The organism is Streptomyces sp. NPDC107581 (assembly GCF_055657175.1).
Genome location: NZ_JBVKBH010000005.1, coordinates 119,762 through 134,195 on the forward strand (window position 1 = coordinate 119,762; position 14,434 = coordinate 134,195).

Consider the following 14,434-nt stretch of genomic DNA (forward strand, 5'->3'; position numbering starts at 1 on the left):
GGATGCTGCGGGTACACGGGCTTCGCCGGGTACTCAGGCTTCATCGGATAGGCAGGCTTCACCGGGCGTTGCGGGTACACGGGCTTCGCCGGATAGGCAGGCTTCACCGGATGCTGCGGGTACACGGGCTTCGCCGGGTACTCAGGCTTCATCGGATAGGCAGGCTTCACCGGGCGTTGCGGGTACACGGGCTTCGCCGGATAGACAGGCTTCACCGGATGCTGCGGATACGCAGGCTTCACCGGATACGCAGGCTTCACCGGATGCTGCGGATACTCGGGCTTCACCGGCTTCACCGGCTTCATCGGGAACTCGGGCTTCACCGGATGCGCCGGTTTCACCGGGTGCTGCGGATACTCGGGCTTCACCGGGTGCTCAGGCTTCACCGGATGCTGCGGATACGCAGGCTTCACCGGATGCTGCGGATACTCGGGCTTCACCGGCTTCATCGGGAAGTCGGGCTTGACCGGATGTCGCGGGTACTCGGGCCTCACCGGCTTCATCCGGTGTTCGGGCCTCTCCGGCCACACCGGGAAGTCGGGTTTCGTTGCCTTCCACGGGTGCTCGGGTGTCACCGGGTACGGCGGGTGCGGGGTGGTGTGGTCCTGAGCGCAGGCGGTTCCCGCGTTTGCCAGCGCGGCTGCGGCGAGCGCTGCAGCCATGGTGGCTGACACCACAAGAGATCGCCTTCGCGGCGATGTCGTCATTCTCTCCACTCTCCTCGACTCGGTTCAGGGATTCGTGACGGCTGGTCAGAACCTAGAGCTGGACAGTGGAATGAATAGGAAATCGCTTTACATGAATAACGCTGTGGCGGTGATAAGCCACCGGATGGTGTAGCAGAGGAGGCCAGTTGGCCCGAGCGGCGGCGAGAGACCGGGCAAGGACGGTTTCCGCGACGCGGACGAGACAAGCGTGCCGGCTGTGCCCGCCGAGCAGCGGAGGGTCCGGGCACCCGTGCAGGGCAGCCCGGACCCGGACCCGTGTCTCACGCGGCGAGGGCGTGACCGGGGTGCAGTACCACCTTGGTGTAGCCCTCGATCCGCTTGTCGAACTTCTCGTAGGCCTGCGGCGCCTGCTCCAGCGGGAATTCGTGGGAGACCACGAAGCTGGGCTTGGCCCGCCCTGCGATGATCATGTCGCGCAGCTGGCGGTTGTACCGCTTGACGTTGCACTGACCGGTGCCCATCTGCTGGCCCTTCTCGAACATCCTGCCGATGGAGACCAGCAGCTGGCCGTGCTTGGCGTGCTCATCGGGTCCGCCCGGGTCCGAGGGCACGTACAGACCGGGTACGCCGAGCATGCCGGTCGGCCGTACCGTCTCGACCAGCGTGTTGAGCACGACGGCGGGTTCCTCGTGGCTGGCATCGTGCGCCTGTGCCTGGTACCCGACGGCGTCCACGCCCTTGTCGGTGCCTTCTCTGCCCGTGTGTTCCTTGATCTGCTCGGCCGGGTCGCCCTTGGTGAAGTCGATGGGGATCGCTCCGATCTCCTCCGCCTTGGCAAGCCGCTCGGGCACCCGGTCCACGGAGAACACCTTCGCCGCACCGCGCAGCAGCGCGGAATAGGCGGCCATCAGGCCGACGGGTCCGGCGCCGAACACGGCCACGCTCTCGCCAGGGGACACCTGCGCGAGTTCGCATCCGTGGTAGCCGGTCGGGAAGATGTCGGCGAGCAGCACGAAGTCGGTCTCGAATTCGTTGCCCGGCGGCAGTTTCAGGCAGTTGAAATCGGCGAACGGCACCCGGAGCAGCTCCGCCTGCCCGCCCTTGTAGGGACCCATCGCCACATAGCCGTAGGCTCCGCCGGCGAAGCCGGGGTTGACCGTCAGGCAGAACCCGGTCTTTCCGGCAAGGCAGTTCTTGCAGAATCCGCAGGCGACATTGAACGGCATGACGACCCGGTCGCCCTTGGACAGGGAGGTCACACCGGTGCCGACCTCCTCGACGATGCCCAGGTTCTCGTGCCCGAAGACGATGCCCGCCTCGGCCGCGGTGCGGCCCTCGTACATGTGCAGGTCGGATCCGCAGATCGCGGTCGACGTCACCCGTACCAGGACATCGTTCGGATGCTGGATCCGCGGATCATCGACGTCCCTCACCGTCACGCTGAAGGGCTTCTCGTAGACGACGGCCTTCACCTGGATCACCTCCGCGTCGAGCGCTGGACGACGGCGGCGAGGGAGAGCTGCTGCCGGGGGGACGCACACGAAAACGGAACCTCGGACTGTGCCGTGGCCCTCGCGCTCGCTTCACCGCCGGTACTTCCAGGTAACGCCCGTACGGCAGGGGTTGCAACCCACCCCCAGGGTGCCCGCCGCCACCCGTGCCTCATCGGTCCGGATCGGGCGAGCCGGCGGTGGCTCGCGTGCCACTCCTCCAGGGCTCGGGCGAGGCCGTCGGGGATGAGCCACTTGGTCCGAGTCAATCATGTGTTCGATTGTCGGCATGGGATCTCCGGGCCGGCGCTCCATGCGGCCACCGGCTGCACTGCACGGCTTCCGGATCTGCGGCTACGGGCTGCACGGCTTCCGGACCTGCGGCTTCCGGCTGCACGGCTCCCGGATCTGGCGGCTTCCGGCTGCACGGCATCCGTGCGGCTCCGCGGTGCGTTCCGTGCGGCAGCACGTCGTACAGGGGCGCTGCCCGGCCGCCGTGGGCGTGATCGTCGGCGGCCGGGGAGGCGGCCGCCCGTCAGGCCGTCCGGCGCGTGCGTGCGGCCTGCGCCGCCGTGCGGGCCGCGGCACGGTGGCGTCGTCCGCGACGGGTGGGCCCCCAGGGCTTGAGGATCGATATCGCTGTCATGAAGACGTAGGCGGACAGCGAGACGACCGGGCCTGCCAGAACCACGCCGGTGTCGGGCAGCGGTCCGCCCGCGGCCACGGCCGCCACCGAGGAGTTCAGGCCCGGACGCAGCGCGAACGCCGTGGCGGCGGTCGTGGCCAGCGTCAGCCAGAACTTCGTCCAGACCCATCGATGCCGCGCCAGTCCCCACGGCGTACCCACGGACAGCAGCACACCGCTGGAGAGCGTGAGGAACGCGACGGGGAGCAGCAGCCAGTCGGCGAAGAGCTTCATGGCCCGGACGGAGGCTTCCACGGTCACCGGCGATCCGGTGGTGGCGGCGGTGATCCCCAGTGCGAGCAGGCCGAGCGTGAGCCCGAGCCAGCTCGCGGAGGCGGCCACATGGACGACGAGAAAGGCCCGGCGCGCGGGTCGGCTCAGCATCATGTGCGACAAGGTGCCGGATGGGATCAGCCATGGCGTCTGACGGCCGGAGTAACCCCGTGTACTCGCCACGGCGTACGGGACCCGGCCCGGCGGTCGGCCCATTGGTCATGGCCTGTTGCCAGAATGGGAACCGGCTGGCGGTGAGGACGTCGAGCGGGGTGAAGAAGACCGCGAAAGGCAGTGGGACACCCGATCGAGGCCCCGCCGGTCCGGCTCGAGGAGACGCCGGGGCATCCCCTCGGATCAGGTCGAACCCGTGCACCACCTCTCTGGACGCGGCCCCGGACCTGGCCGGAGGAGGCGTTCGTTCAGCGGAGGCAGGGCGCGAGGAAAGGAGTGAGAGCCTCGGCCAGTTCCTCTGGTTTTTCGTCCATGAGGAAGTGGCCGGAACCGGGGATGACCGCACCGGTGACGTTGTCGGCGACGGTTTGCATCTCTGTCGCCACGAGGGCGCCGGCGCCGTGCTCACCTCCGACGGCCAGTACCGGCATCCGGAGTCTGGTCTTCTTCCGTTCGGTGTTCTGGGCGATGATCTCGTCGATGGCGCGGTAGAACTCGAAGCTGCTTCGCAGTGCTGCGGGGCTTGCCTTGATCATGTCGACGTACACCTGGACGGCTTGGGCCGGCACTGCGGTGGGTGTGGCGGCTTTGGTGGTGAATTGGTATCCGAAGTAGAGGTCTTCCCGGCCCTGGACCATCTGCTCGTTGATGCCTTCCACGCGGTTGAAGGGGAAGTGCCACAGGAGTTTGTTGAGCGGTCCTGGGAGCAGCAGTGGTCCGATGTCGGTGAGGCCGGGAGTGACCGTCTCCATGACGGCGAACCGTGCCACGGCGGTGGAGTGGTCCGAGGCGAGCGCGTAGCCGGTCCACGAGCCGACGTCGTGGGTCACCAGGGCGAAGCGGTCGTGTCCCAGAGCCCTCATGACCTGGACCGAGTCGTCGGCGAGGGTGCGTGAGTCGTATCCGGTGGGCGGCTTGTCCGACAGGCCCACGCCGCGGGGGTCGATGGCGACGACGGTGAAGTTGCGCGCGAGGACGGGCATCAGATGCCGCCAGGCGTACCAGAACTGGGGCCAGCCGGATATGAGCAGCAGGGCTGGGCCGTTCCCGCCGGTCACCGCGTGCAGTCGCACGCCGCCGACGTTGACGTATCTGCTGGTGAAGGTCTTCCAGAAGCCCTTCGGCAGGCCGGGCAGCTTCTGGACCGGACGTCGGGAGGCCGCGTGCGCCGCCCCCTCGATGAGCCACGGCGCGGGGGCGATGACGGCGCCGACGGCCGCCGCGCGCAGCAAGCCCCGCCGGTCGATCTTTGCGGTGTCGGCCGGCTCGTCGAACTCTGTGCCGTTGTCGTCGTTCACGAAAGGGGTTCCCTTCTCCAGCGGATCGGACGAGTCCGGGGTCAAGTGGCCGCCGCCGCCCGGACCGGTGGCTGCCCGGGCGGCGGCCATGGGGCGGCCGGGCTCAGATCTGGTTCTGGCCGCCGTCGGCGAACAGTTCGGTGCCGGTGATGAAGCTGCTCTGGTCGGAGGCGAGGAAGAGCACGGCATGGGCGATCTCGTCCGGGTCCGCGAGGCGGCCGAGCGGGACGCCGGCGGCGATGGCCTGCAGGAGTCCGGGGCCCTGGTCACCGAGTGCGGCCAGATTGGCGAGCAGGCCGGTGGTCTCGGTCGGGCCGGGTGCGATGGCGTTCACGCGGATGCCGCGAGCGACGAGTTCGCCCGCCCAGGTGCGGGCGAAGGAACGGATCGCAGCCTTGGACGCGGCGTAGACACTGAACGCCGGGGGCTGGCCGCTGCTGCCCGAGGTGGAACCGGTGAGGATGACCGAGGCGCCCGTGTTGAGGAGCGGCAGCGCCTTCTGCACGGTGAACAGGGTGCCCCGGACATTGGTGCCGAAGGTCTCGTCGAACTGCTCGGGTGTGATCTGTCCCAGCGGGGCCATGCTGCCGCCGCCCGCGTTGGCGAAGACCACGTCCAGGCCGTGGCCGTGGTCGGCGATGACGCTCATCACGCGGTCGAGGTGGGCGAGGTCGGCGACGTCGCCGCGGATACCGGTGGCGTTGTCGCCGACGGCCTTGACCGCCTCGTCGAGTTCGGGTCCGCGCCGGCCGGTGAGGAAGACCTGCGCGCCTTCGGCCGCGAAGCGCTTGGCAGCCGCCAGGCCGATACCGGAGGTGCCGCCGGTGACCAGCGTGGTCTTGCCGTCGAGCTGTCCCATGATCTTTTCTCCTGTGTGTGATGTGGTGGTGTCGGTGAGGGATTGAGGGCGGGTCGGCCGGTCAGGTGAGAGCAGGTGCCAGGTCGGCCAGTTCCCGCCACTGCCGGGTCGGCAGTTCGCTGTCACCGCTCAGCACGTGCACGGCGACGTGGTCGGCGCCGGCGTCCAGATGCGCCTGGATGCGGGCGGCGATGTCGGCGGCGGTGCCGTGGGCGACGACGGCGTCGATGAGCCGATCGCTGCCGCCGGGCACCAGGTCGGCGTCGTTGAAACCGATGCGCCGCAGGTTGCGGCGGTAGGCCCCGAAGCCGACGACTGCGCCGAGCTTGTCTCTGGCGAGGGCGCGGGCACGGCCCGGGTCGGCGTCGAAGACCACGGCCTGGTGCGGTGCGATCAACGCGGCCGGGCCGAGCCGGGCCCTCATGGTCGCGCTGTGTTCGGGGGTGACCAGGAACGGATGCAGCCCGGCCGTACGGGATGCGGCCAGCTCCGCCATCTTCGGCCCGAGCGCCCCCAGCAGACGCCGCCCCACCGCGACAGGACGGGCGGCACTGTCCAGGCCGTCGAGGAAAGTGCCCATCGCGTCGATCGGGTCACCGTAGGCCTGGCCCGCTCCGGCCGCGGCGTGCCGGTCGCTCACTCCCAAGCCGAGGAGAGTGCGCGGCCCGTGGTCGCCGTCCAGAGCGTGGAGGCGGTCCGCGACGTCCGCCGGAACCTGCCCCCAGATCCCCAGGACGCCCAGCGCGAGCGTGGCCTGCGGCGCCGCCGTGAGCAGATGCCCGGCATCCCCGAAGACGCCCCGGCCGTCCAGGCCGGGGATCCACAGCGTGCGCACGCCTTGTGCGTCCAGTGCTGCTACGGCCCGCTGGACCTCTGGGCGGCCCGCATCGCGCAGCTCCGAGCTCCACACCCCGAGTCGCCCGAGCATCGTCCGGACATCGTGGTCAGGCATGACGGACTCCCTCCGATCGAGTTTTGTACCGAGCGGTTCTAAACTCGAAGGTAGCGTGCCGACGCGCCGAGCGCAAAATTTTTGACCGAACGGTTCTAAACGCCGTAGCCTGGGACGACCGGACAGAACGGGGAGACACTCATGCCAGGCGGACGGCCCCGCACGTTCCAGGAGGAAGAGGCTCTCGACCGCGCGGTCGAGGTCTTCTGGCTGCACGGGTACGAGGGCACGTCCCTGACCGACCTCACCGAGGCGATGGGCGTCAACAAGCCCAGCCTCTATGCGGTGTTCGGGTCCAAGGAGGAGCTGTTCCACCGGGCGATCCACCGCTACGCCGAGCGGGACATGGCCTATGCGCGCGCCGCCCTGGCCGAACCGACGGCCTTCGAGGTAGCGCAGACGTTCCTGCGCGAAAACGCCAAGGCCCTGACCCGGAAAGACCGGCCCGCCGGATGCCTCACCATCCAGGGCGGCCTGGCCGGCGGTCGTGAGAACAGGGCTGTCTCCGACTTTCTGGCCGCCGGCCGCATGGCCGGCGAGGCCGCCCTGGCCGACCGGTTCCGTACCGCCCTGGCCGAGGGCGACCTGCCCGCCGGCACCGATCCCGACGCCCTCGCCCGCTACATCATGGTCTTCTCCGAGGGGCAGGCCGTCCACGCGGCCGCCGGCACCGCCCTCCCGCAACTCCTGCAGACCGCCGAGATCGCTCTGCGCGCCTTCCCGACCACCGGCGCCCCGGCCCCGGCCGAGGGACGCAGCGGCTCCCGAGGGTGAGCGCGGGCGCCCTCGAAGTTCGCAGTCCGGGAGCCGGTGCGGCTGCCCCAGCCGGAGGGCACTTCGGGCCGAGTGCGCCGGCGATCCACCCCAACGCGACTACGACCAGCGGGACGAACCGGGTTCTCAGTGGGCGCCGGCGGCGACGCGCTCCACGACGGGCCGCCAGGACTCCAGCGCCGCCACCTTCAGTCCCACCACCTTGCCCGCGTCGTCGGCGCGGCGCAGGGCGACCGCCGCCGCGAAGTCGGGGTCCGCCTCGAAGGCCGCCGCCTCCTGCCGCGTCATCGGGCCGCCCTGGCAGCCGAGCGTGCGGGCGCTCTCCGGCGACAGCGCCAGGTCCGGATCGGCGGCGGCGAGATAGCGCTTGGCCGGAATGTGCAGGGCGACCAGACGCGCGACCCGCGTCCCCAGCAGGCCCTCGACCGCCTCCGCGGCGTGCGTGCCGTGGCCCGCTTCGTCGTCGGGAACGAGGTAGTGGCCGATGTCGTGGACGAGCCCGGCCACCTGCAGCTCCTCGTCGTACGGGTGGCGCCCGGCCAGTACGGAGGCGACCTGGAGGCCATGGTCGAGGATGGCCACCGGGTCGCCGGAGCGGTCCGGGCGGTCCCAGACGTCCTCACACCCGGCCAGCAGCGCCATCAGCTCGTCGACAGCGGGGATGCCGGCAGAGGCAATACGGTCGTGCGTCATGCCGCCACCGTGCCTCAACCGGGGATACGGCAGGTGACGACAGGATGTCCTTTTCTCCCTGCTGCGGGTCTCGTACGTCATCGGCCCCGCCATACATCGGATGAGTTACCGACTCCGATGGGACCATTCCTGCAGGACGAGGTCCGAATCACCGACCGTACATAGATAAAACGGCCTCCCCTGCTCACGGCTGGAGTCGTTGACAGGTGTACGGAGCATCCCTAGGTTCCCCCATACACCCGATGTCTCGACGAACCGTCAGCTCTGGAGGACGATGATGACCTCGCAGCCGGGGAAGCGCTCACCGGTGGCCCGCCGAGCCGTGCTCGGCACCGCACTGGGCGGAGCGGCAGCGGCGGCCCTGCCCGGGACGGCCCACGCCGAACAGCCCGCGCAGGCAGTGGCGTCCGACGGTCCCGGTCCGGCGGCCGAGGGCGGCAGAGGCCCCTGGAGACTCCGTGACACCATGACCACCGAGGGCGCCTGGGAACGGTTCCTGCGCGGTCAGGACCTGCTGTGGGCCAAGCTGCCCGCTCTCTGGTACGAGGGTCCCTTCCTCGGCGACGGGCTGCTCGGCAGCATGATCTACCGGGAGCCGGGCACCGACCAGGTCCGCTTCACCGTCCAGCACGGCCGTGTCCAGGACCACCGGCCCGAGTTCGGCAGCGGCTGGGGCACCTGCCGTCTGCCGGTCGGGCATCTCACGCTCGAACCGGCCGGCACCATCACCGCCGTCAACTGGCGGCTGAGCCTGTGGAACGCCGAACTCACCGGCACCGTCACCACCACCGTCGGCACGCTCACCCTGTCCGCCCTCATCCATGACGAGGTCCTGGCCGTCCGCGTGACGGCCGACGGCGGCGAGCGGGTCGTCTGGACGTTCCATCCCGAGGAGGCCGTCAGCCCCCGGCGCATCAGCGAAGCCCCGCCCTCCGGTTACACGGCCAACCCGCCCTGGACCACGCACATCGCCCCCGACGGCACCGAGCAGGTGCTGCAGCCCCTCACCGGCGGCGGCCAGACCGCCACCGCATACCGCCGCACCGGCACCGACCTGCTGCTCAGCGTCGGACACAGTTCGCCCTCCGGCACCGCCGCGGAGGCCGCCTCGCTCCGCAATCTGCGGCACGCGCCGTCGTACGAAGTCCTGCGCCGCCGGCACACCCGCTGGTGGCACGACTTCTACCGCAAGAGCTTCGTCTCGTTCCCCGACCAACGGCTGCAGAGCTTCCACTGGATCCAGCTCTACAAGGTCGCCTCCGCCAGCCGCGCGGGCGGGCCCGTCATGGCCACCTCCGGACCATGGCTGGAGCCCACGCCCTGGCCCGCCGTGTGGTGGAACCTCAATGTCCAGCTGGAGTACTGGCTCATCCACGGCTTCAACCACCCGGAGCTCGACTCGCTCGCGAGCACCCTGCGGCAGAGCCAGGAACAGCTCATGGCCAACGTTCCCGCTCCCTACCGCACGGACAGCTCCGGCATCGGCCGCAGCAGCGACATGTTCGCCGACCGCGGGGTGGGCGAGCCGGGCACCGGCGCCGAGACCGGAGACCTCACCTGGGCCCTGCACAACGTGTGGCTGTCCTACCGGCACTCCATGGACAAAGCCCTGCTGCGCGACACGATCTTCCCGGTGCTGCGCCGGGCGATCGCCTACTACCTGCACTTCCTCACCCCGGGCAGCGACGGCAAGCTCCATCTGCCGAGCACGCTCTCGCCCGAATACCCCGTCGTGCCACCGCAGGACACCAACTACGACCTGGCCCTGATCCGCTGGGGCTGCCGGACGCTCATCGAGTCGGCCCGGCTCCTCGGCATCGACGACGAGTCGCTCCCGCGCTGGCAGGAGGTCCTGGCCAGGCTCACGCCGTACCCGGTCGACGAGAACGGCTTCATGATCGGCGCCGGCACCCCGTACGCGCAGTCCCACCGCCACTACTCGCACCTGCTGATGGTGTACCCCCTGTACCTCGTCAACTGGGACCAGCCCGGCAGCCGCGATCTGATCTCCAGGTCGGTGGCCCACTGGCACGCGCTGACCGGCGCCCACCGGGGCTACAGTTACACGGGGGCCGCCTCCATGTACGCGATGACCGGTGACGGCGACACCGCGGTCACCTATCTGCGGAAGTTCTTCGACCCCGCCTCCCGCTTCCCGTGCCGGGCCAACACGCACTACACCGAGGCCGGTCCGGTCATCGAGACGCCGTTGTCCGCCTCACAGTCCCTGCACGACATGTTCTGCCAGAGCTGGGGCGGCGTGATCCGCGTCTTCCCTGCCGTCCCGGCCGCCTGGGCGGACGTCACCCTGCACAACTTCCGTACCCAGGGCGCCTTCCTGGTCAGCGCCGTCCGACGGGCGGGGAAAACCCGGTTCGTTCGGATCAGGAGCCTGGCGGGCGAGCCGCTCAGGCTCCGGCACGGGCTCGGCGGGACCCCGACCGTGGTGCTGGACGACGGCACCCCGGCCCGCACCCGGGACCTGGGCGACGGCACCCTCGCCGTCGAGCTGGCACGGGACCGCGAGGTACTCGTCCACTCCGGTCCCCGGCCCGACCTCGTCGTCGCACCCGTGGCCATCACCGAGCCGGGGCCGCCCTGGGGACTGCCGTAGGCCCTGCCCCCGCCGCGTCGACAGGGAGGGTCCCGAGGATGGGCGTCGGGAACCCCGACGGCAGCGGGCCCCGCCGGTACGAGACCGACGGGGCCCGCTGGTCAGGCAGGGACGACCGCCGACCAGGTATGGATGAGCGCTGACCGGGTTCAGTCCGTGCCGGACTCCATCGCGGCGCGGTCCAGCAACGCCTCCTCGTCCGCGGCCTCGCCGCGCGAGGCGATCGCCTCGGCGCCGCCTCCGTCCATCGCGCCGATCAGACCGGTCGAGGCGGCCTGTGCGGCCCCGATCAGCGTCGGGTGGTCGGTGCCGACCATGCCCAGCAGTGCGTACTGCTCGAGCCGCGCACGGGAGTCGGCGATGTCGAGGTTGCGCATGGTGAGCTGGCCGATCCGGTCCGAGGGGCCGAACGCCGAGTCCTCGGTCCGCTCCATGGAGAGCTTGTCCGGGTGGTAGCTGAACGCCGGGCCCGACGTGTCGAGGACCGAGTAGTCCTCACCGCGCCGCAGCCGCAGGGTCACCTCGCCGGTGACCGCCGCGCCGACCCAGCGCTGCAGCGACTCGCGCACCATCAGCGCCTGCGGGTCCAGCCAGCGGCCCTCGTAGAGCAGCCGGCCGAGGCGCCGGCCCTCGTTGTGGTACTGGGCGACGGTGTCCTCGTTGTGGATCGCGTTGACCAGGCGCTCGTAGGCCGCGTGCAGCAGGGCCATGCCCGGCGCTTCGTAGATGCCGCGGCTCTTGGCCTCGATGATGCGGTTCTCGATCTGGTCCGACATGCCCAGGCCGTGGCGGCCGCCGATGGCGTTCGCCTCCATCACCAGGTCGACCGGGGAGACGAACTCCTTGCCGTTGACCGTCACCGGGCGGCCCTGCTCGAAGCCGATCGTCACGTCCTCGGTGAGGATCTCGACGTCCGGGTCCCAGAACCGCACACCCATGATCGGCTCGACGGTCTCGACGCCGGTGTCCAGGTGCTCCAGGGTCTTGGCCTCGTGGGTGGCGCCCCAGATGTTGGCGTCGGTGGAGTACGCCTTCTCCGTGCTGTCGCGGTACGGCAGCTCGTGGGCGAGGAGCCACTCCGACATCTCCTTGCGGCCGCCGAGTTCGGTGACGAAGTCCGCGTCCAGCCAGGGCTTGTAGATCCGCAGGTGCGGATTGGCGAGCAGACCGTACCGGTAGAACCGCTCGATGTCGTTGCCCTTGAAGGTGGAGCCGTCGCCCCAGATCTGTACGTCGTCCTCGAGCATCGCCCGGACCAGGAGGGTGCCGGTGACGGCGCGGCCGAGCGGCGTGGTGTTGAAGTAGGCACGCCCGCCGGAGCGGATGTGGAAGGCGCCGCAGGCGAGTGCGGCCAGGCCCTCCTCGACCAGCGCCGCGCGGCAGTCGACCAGGCGCGCGACCTCGGCGCCGTAGGCCTTCGCGCGGCCGGGCACCGAGTCGATGTCGGGCTCGTCGTACTGGCCGATGTCGGCGGTGTACGTGCACGGGACGGCGCCCTTGTCGCGCATCCAGGCGACGGCGACCGACGTGTCGAGGCCGCCCGAGAACGCGATGCCGATGCGCTCGCCGACGGGGAGGGAGGTGAGGACCTTGGACATAGGAAGACTATACTGCTCGATGCATCATTATGCAAAGCCGCACGGGCCATGTTGCAGTGACCCGCGTCACACCGCCCGGAGGCCCGGGGACCCCGCCGGCTGCCAGAGCTTCCGCTGGATCCACCAGAAGACCGGGCCGACGACTTCCGCACCGGACGCGCAGGCGGCGCCTCGCAGAGCGCTGGAGAGCAGCGCGCCCGAACGGCGGCGGCTCCAGGCCCAGGCCTGCCGCCGCACGTCCACGCCAGGGGCTTGGGATACCCGACACTTATACGGGTGGGCACACCTACCAGCGACGACAAAGACCTGCCGTTCGATGCCGCCCTGGCCGACATGGCCGACATGGCCGACATGGCCGACATGGCCGACATGGCCGACAACGTCTGCGGCATCACCGAAGAGGGCATCGATCCCGCCCTGGTGGCATCCCGCTCGGGCTCGCATGGCTGGAGGACATGGTCGGCCTCCTGGGTTTCCTACGAAGCGACCGCCGTTACCTTCGGCGACGCCGGATTCGGCGCACGATCCCCGAGCGCCGGAACCAGCGTGCCAACCGTCAACGGCGTGGCAGCCGGGGCGGTCGCCCACCGGCTTCGGCCAGGGCCGGTATGCCCGCAGGAAGGCTCTAGGGGTGCGATCACTGCCCGGTGGCGGTTTCCCGCTGTGCCAGGTGGTAGCCGAGGGGTGTTGCGACGTGCGCGACGGCCTGCCCTCTCCGCAGGGTCCGAATCAGGCCGGCGCGCCGCAGCACCGCGGCGTGCCGACTGGCTGCGGCGTCTGACACGCCGAGCAGGCAGGCCAGTTGCCGGCCGGTGACTCCCCCGGACATCACAATGCTCGCGAGTGCTTCCGCCCTGCCGGTGCCGAGCAGGGATTGAAGCGCTGCCTTGTGTCCCGGTTCGGTTCGTGAGGCAGTTCCGGCGGGGATCCGGATGGTCAGGAGATCGCCGGCGGGCTCGGCCAAAGTGACCTGTCGGCTGAGAGCCACCGCCTGGATCTGAAGGGATCCCTGGCCGAGTTCGAGGTCCGCTTCGAAGGCCGTCGGTAGTTCCAGTACTCCTCTGCGGAGCCTGATCCCGTGCCCGAGTTGCTGGAGCATCGCCGAGGCTCCGCTGCCGACGTAGACATGGGACAGGGCCACGGCCCGGGCCGCGACCGCGGATCGGATCCTCGAGTGATGCGGCTCGACGACGGTCGTGCGCAGCTGGTCGACGGCGTGGGCCAGGACCCCTTCCGCTCGCTCGTCGCCCTCGGCGAGGGCTTTGGTGAAAGGCGTGGGGCTGCGGCAGGCGAACAAGTGGGAGAGGTACAGGCAGCTGACGCCCGCAGCAAGATCTGGAGAGGTGCTGCGCGAGTAGAGCTGCGCCAGAGGGTCCTGGGGTTGCCCGGCGCGGGCGTGCGCACGGCCGGCCGCCGTCAGCTCGGCATCGAAGTCCGGAAGGGTGCGGACACCGACCCTGCCCAAGCCCTGGGACCCGAGATGAATCCGTATCAAGGTTGCCCCCTGCGCACTTGACGCCATCATCAGGACTTTTGCGCGTACATGGCGAAAGCTACCTGAGAGCGCGCGCAACCGAAACGATGCGTACACGCCACGGGGCGGCGCTGCAGGGGCAATGCGAACTGGTCACGGTGCGCCGCCCAGCCATCGCCCGTCGTAGCGCGCGGAGTCCATCACGCGGCCGAACGAGCCCACTGGAACGGCAACTCCGCGTGCCGTCACCGACACCCGAGAGAACGAGAGAAGGGGACAGTTTCATGAACACGACAGTCGGGAGATCCACTCGCCGGCGAGCCCGGCGAGTCTCGGCCACGCTCGCCGTTGTCGGCACTCTCTTTGCCGCCGGTGCCACGATGGCGCAGAGCGCGTCCGCCAACACGGGTGGCGGTGGCTGCCGGGACAAGGGCTATGTCTCTGAGACCTACGGCATAACCGAGCTGCCCTGCTCCTATGGAGACGGGAGCCGCGGGGTGCGAGGGGCGACCAACTACAGGAACCCGAACAGCGTCAGCATCTTCCCCTGCGCCCAACTGCTCAAGGTCAACCCCGACCATTCCACCACCCAGGTCGGCGACTTCGGCTGCCTGGGCCAGTGGGTGAAGTCGACTGAGCGCGACGGGTCGATCCAGTTCAATACGAGCACCATCGGTGTCTCGAACGGTACCTACGTCGTACAGGCCGGCTACTGGGAGTACGACGAGAAGGGCAACCTGGTGTACATCGTGGGAGCTCAGGGCACCCCGGTCCAGGTCTACGGATAGTCGCTCCTCGGCCGCCCCTTGCCGGCCGAGCCGAAAGGGTGAGGCGAAGCGGGCGTGAAATCCGGCCGTAGCAGCGGTGCCGCACGAGCAGTGG

11 protein-coding genes and 1 pseudogene are annotated in these 14,434 nt (G+C 69.8%); 3 read left to right on the plus strand and 9 right to left on the minus strand.

Annotation, left to right across the window (positions count from 1 at the left end):
• The 6 genes and pseudogenes from ACZ7P3_RS13930 to ACZ7P3_RS13955 all read right to left on the minus strand — a co-directional run.
• Positions 1-662, minus strand: a pseudogene (locus ACZ7P3_RS13930) (hypothetical protein); the annotation flags it as partial.
• Between the two features lie 326 nt (positions 663-988).
• The gene (locus tag ACZ7P3_RS13935) at positions 989-2,140 is read right to left on the minus strand and encodes a glutathione-independent formaldehyde dehydrogenase (protein WP_472081174.1); all 1,152 of its coding nucleotides are present in this window, start codon (positions 2,138-2,140) and stop codon (positions 989-991) included.
• 553 nt (positions 2,141-2,693) lie between these two features.
• Positions 2,694-3,230 carry a DUF2269 domain-containing protein gene (locus ACZ7P3_RS13940; RefSeq protein WP_472081176.1) on the minus strand — a complete coding sequence of 179 codons (537 nt, stop codon included), beginning with the start codon at positions 3,228-3,230 and terminating at the stop codon, positions 2,694-2,696.
• 308 nt (positions 3,231-3,538) lie between these two features.
• A complete protein-coding gene (locus ACZ7P3_RS13945; RefSeq protein ID WP_472081178.1) occupies positions 3,539-4,588 on the minus strand; it encodes an alpha/beta fold hydrolase in 1,050 nt (349 codons plus the stop codon).
• A gap of 103 nt (positions 4,589-4,691) precedes the next feature.
• Positions 4,692-5,447 carry an SDR family oxidoreductase gene (locus ACZ7P3_RS13950; protein ID WP_472081180.1) on the minus strand — a complete coding sequence of 252 codons (756 nt, stop codon included), beginning with the start codon at positions 5,445-5,447 and terminating at the stop codon, positions 4,692-4,694.
• 61 nt (positions 5,448-5,508) lie between these two features.
• On the minus strand, positions 5,509-6,399 hold the full coding sequence (locus tag ACZ7P3_RS13955; RefSeq protein ID WP_472081182.1) for a TIGR03620 family F420-dependent LLM class oxidoreductase: 891 nt from the start codon (positions 6,397-6,399) through the stop codon (positions 5,509-5,511).
• A gap of 141 nt (positions 6,400-6,540) precedes the next feature.
• On the opposite strand from ACZ7P3_RS13955, the gene ACZ7P3_RS13960 reads away from it, so the two are divergent.
• A complete protein-coding gene (locus tag ACZ7P3_RS13960; protein ID WP_472081184.1) occupies positions 6,541-7,173 on the plus strand; it encodes a TetR/AcrR family transcriptional regulator in 633 nt (210 codons plus the stop codon).
• A 126-nt stretch (positions 7,174-7,299) separates the two neighbouring features.
• On the opposite strand, the gene ACZ7P3_RS13965 is transcribed toward ACZ7P3_RS13960, so the two are convergent.
• Positions 7,300-7,866 (minus strand): HD domain-containing protein, encoded by a 567-nt coding sequence (locus ACZ7P3_RS13965; protein ID WP_472081186.1) that lies wholly within the window; start codon positions 7,864-7,866, stop codon positions 7,300-7,302.
• Positions 7,867-8,143: 277 nt separating this feature from the next.
• Here ACZ7P3_RS13965 and ACZ7P3_RS13970 point away from each other — a divergent pair, with 277 nt between their 5' ends.
• The gene (locus tag ACZ7P3_RS13970) at positions 8,144-10,480 is read left to right on the plus strand and encodes a glycosyl hydrolase family 95 catalytic domain-containing protein (protein WP_472081957.1); all 2,337 of its coding nucleotides are present in this window, start codon (positions 8,144-8,146) and stop codon (positions 10,478-10,480) included.
• 149 nt (positions 10,481-10,629) lie between these two features.
• Here ACZ7P3_RS13970 and argG read toward each other — a convergent pair whose 3' ends face one another.
• Both argG and ACZ7P3_RS13980 read right to left on the minus strand, forming a co-directional pair.
• Positions 10,630-12,078, minus strand: coding sequence for an argininosuccinate synthase (gene argG, locus ACZ7P3_RS13975; RefSeq protein WP_472081188.1), 1,449 nt, complete (start codon positions 12,076-12,078; stop codon positions 10,630-10,632).
• A gap of 637 nt (positions 12,079-12,715) precedes the next feature.
• Positions 12,716-13,669: an ArsR family transcriptional regulator gene (locus tag ACZ7P3_RS13980; protein ID WP_472081190.1), complete on the minus strand. Its 954-nt coding sequence runs from the start codon at positions 13,667-13,669 to the stop codon at positions 12,716-12,718.
• A 263-nt stretch (positions 13,670-13,932) separates the two neighbouring features.
• On the opposite strand from ACZ7P3_RS13980, the gene ACZ7P3_RS13985 reads away from it, so the two are divergent.
• Entirely contained in the window at positions 13,933-14,340 is a 408-nt protein-coding gene (locus tag ACZ7P3_RS13985; RefSeq protein WP_472081192.1) for a hypothetical protein, read from the plus strand.
• Positions 14,341-14,434 lie beyond the last annotated feature (94 nt).

What these genes read in the sequence shown, in the direction of transcription:
- ACZ7P3_RS13965 (WP_472081186.1), bottom strand. Translation starts at nt 7,866, where the DNA reads ATGACGCACGACCGTATTGCCTCTGCCGGCATCCCCGCTGTCGACGAG.
- ACZ7P3_RS13950 (WP_472081180.1), bottom strand. Translation starts at nt 5,447, where the DNA reads ATGGGACAGCTCGACGGCAAGACCACGCTGGTCACCGGCGGCACCTCC.
- ACZ7P3_RS13940 (WP_472081176.1), bottom strand. Translation starts at nt 3,230, where the DNA reads ATGATGCTGAGCCGACCCGCGCGCCGGGCCTTTCTCGTCGTCCATGTG.
- ACZ7P3_RS13985 (WP_472081192.1), top strand. Translation starts at nt 13,933, where the DNA reads ATGGCGCAGAGCGCGTCCGCCAACACGGGTGGCGGTGGCTGCCGGGAC.
- argG (WP_472081188.1), bottom strand. Translation starts at nt 12,078, where the DNA reads ATGTCCAAGGTCCTCACCTCCCTCCCCGTCGGCGAGCGCATCGGCATC.
- ACZ7P3_RS13960 (WP_472081184.1), top strand. Translation starts at nt 6,541, where the DNA reads ATGCCAGGCGGACGGCCCCGCACGTTCCAGGAGGAAGAGGCTCTCGAC.
- ACZ7P3_RS13970 (WP_472081957.1), top strand. Translation starts at nt 8,144, where the DNA reads ATGACCTCGCAGCCGGGGAAGCGCTCACCGGTGGCCCGCCGAGCCGTG.
- ACZ7P3_RS13955 (WP_472081182.1), bottom strand. Translation starts at nt 6,399, where the DNA reads ATGCCTGACCACGATGTCCGGACGATGCTCGGGCGACTCGGGGTGTGG.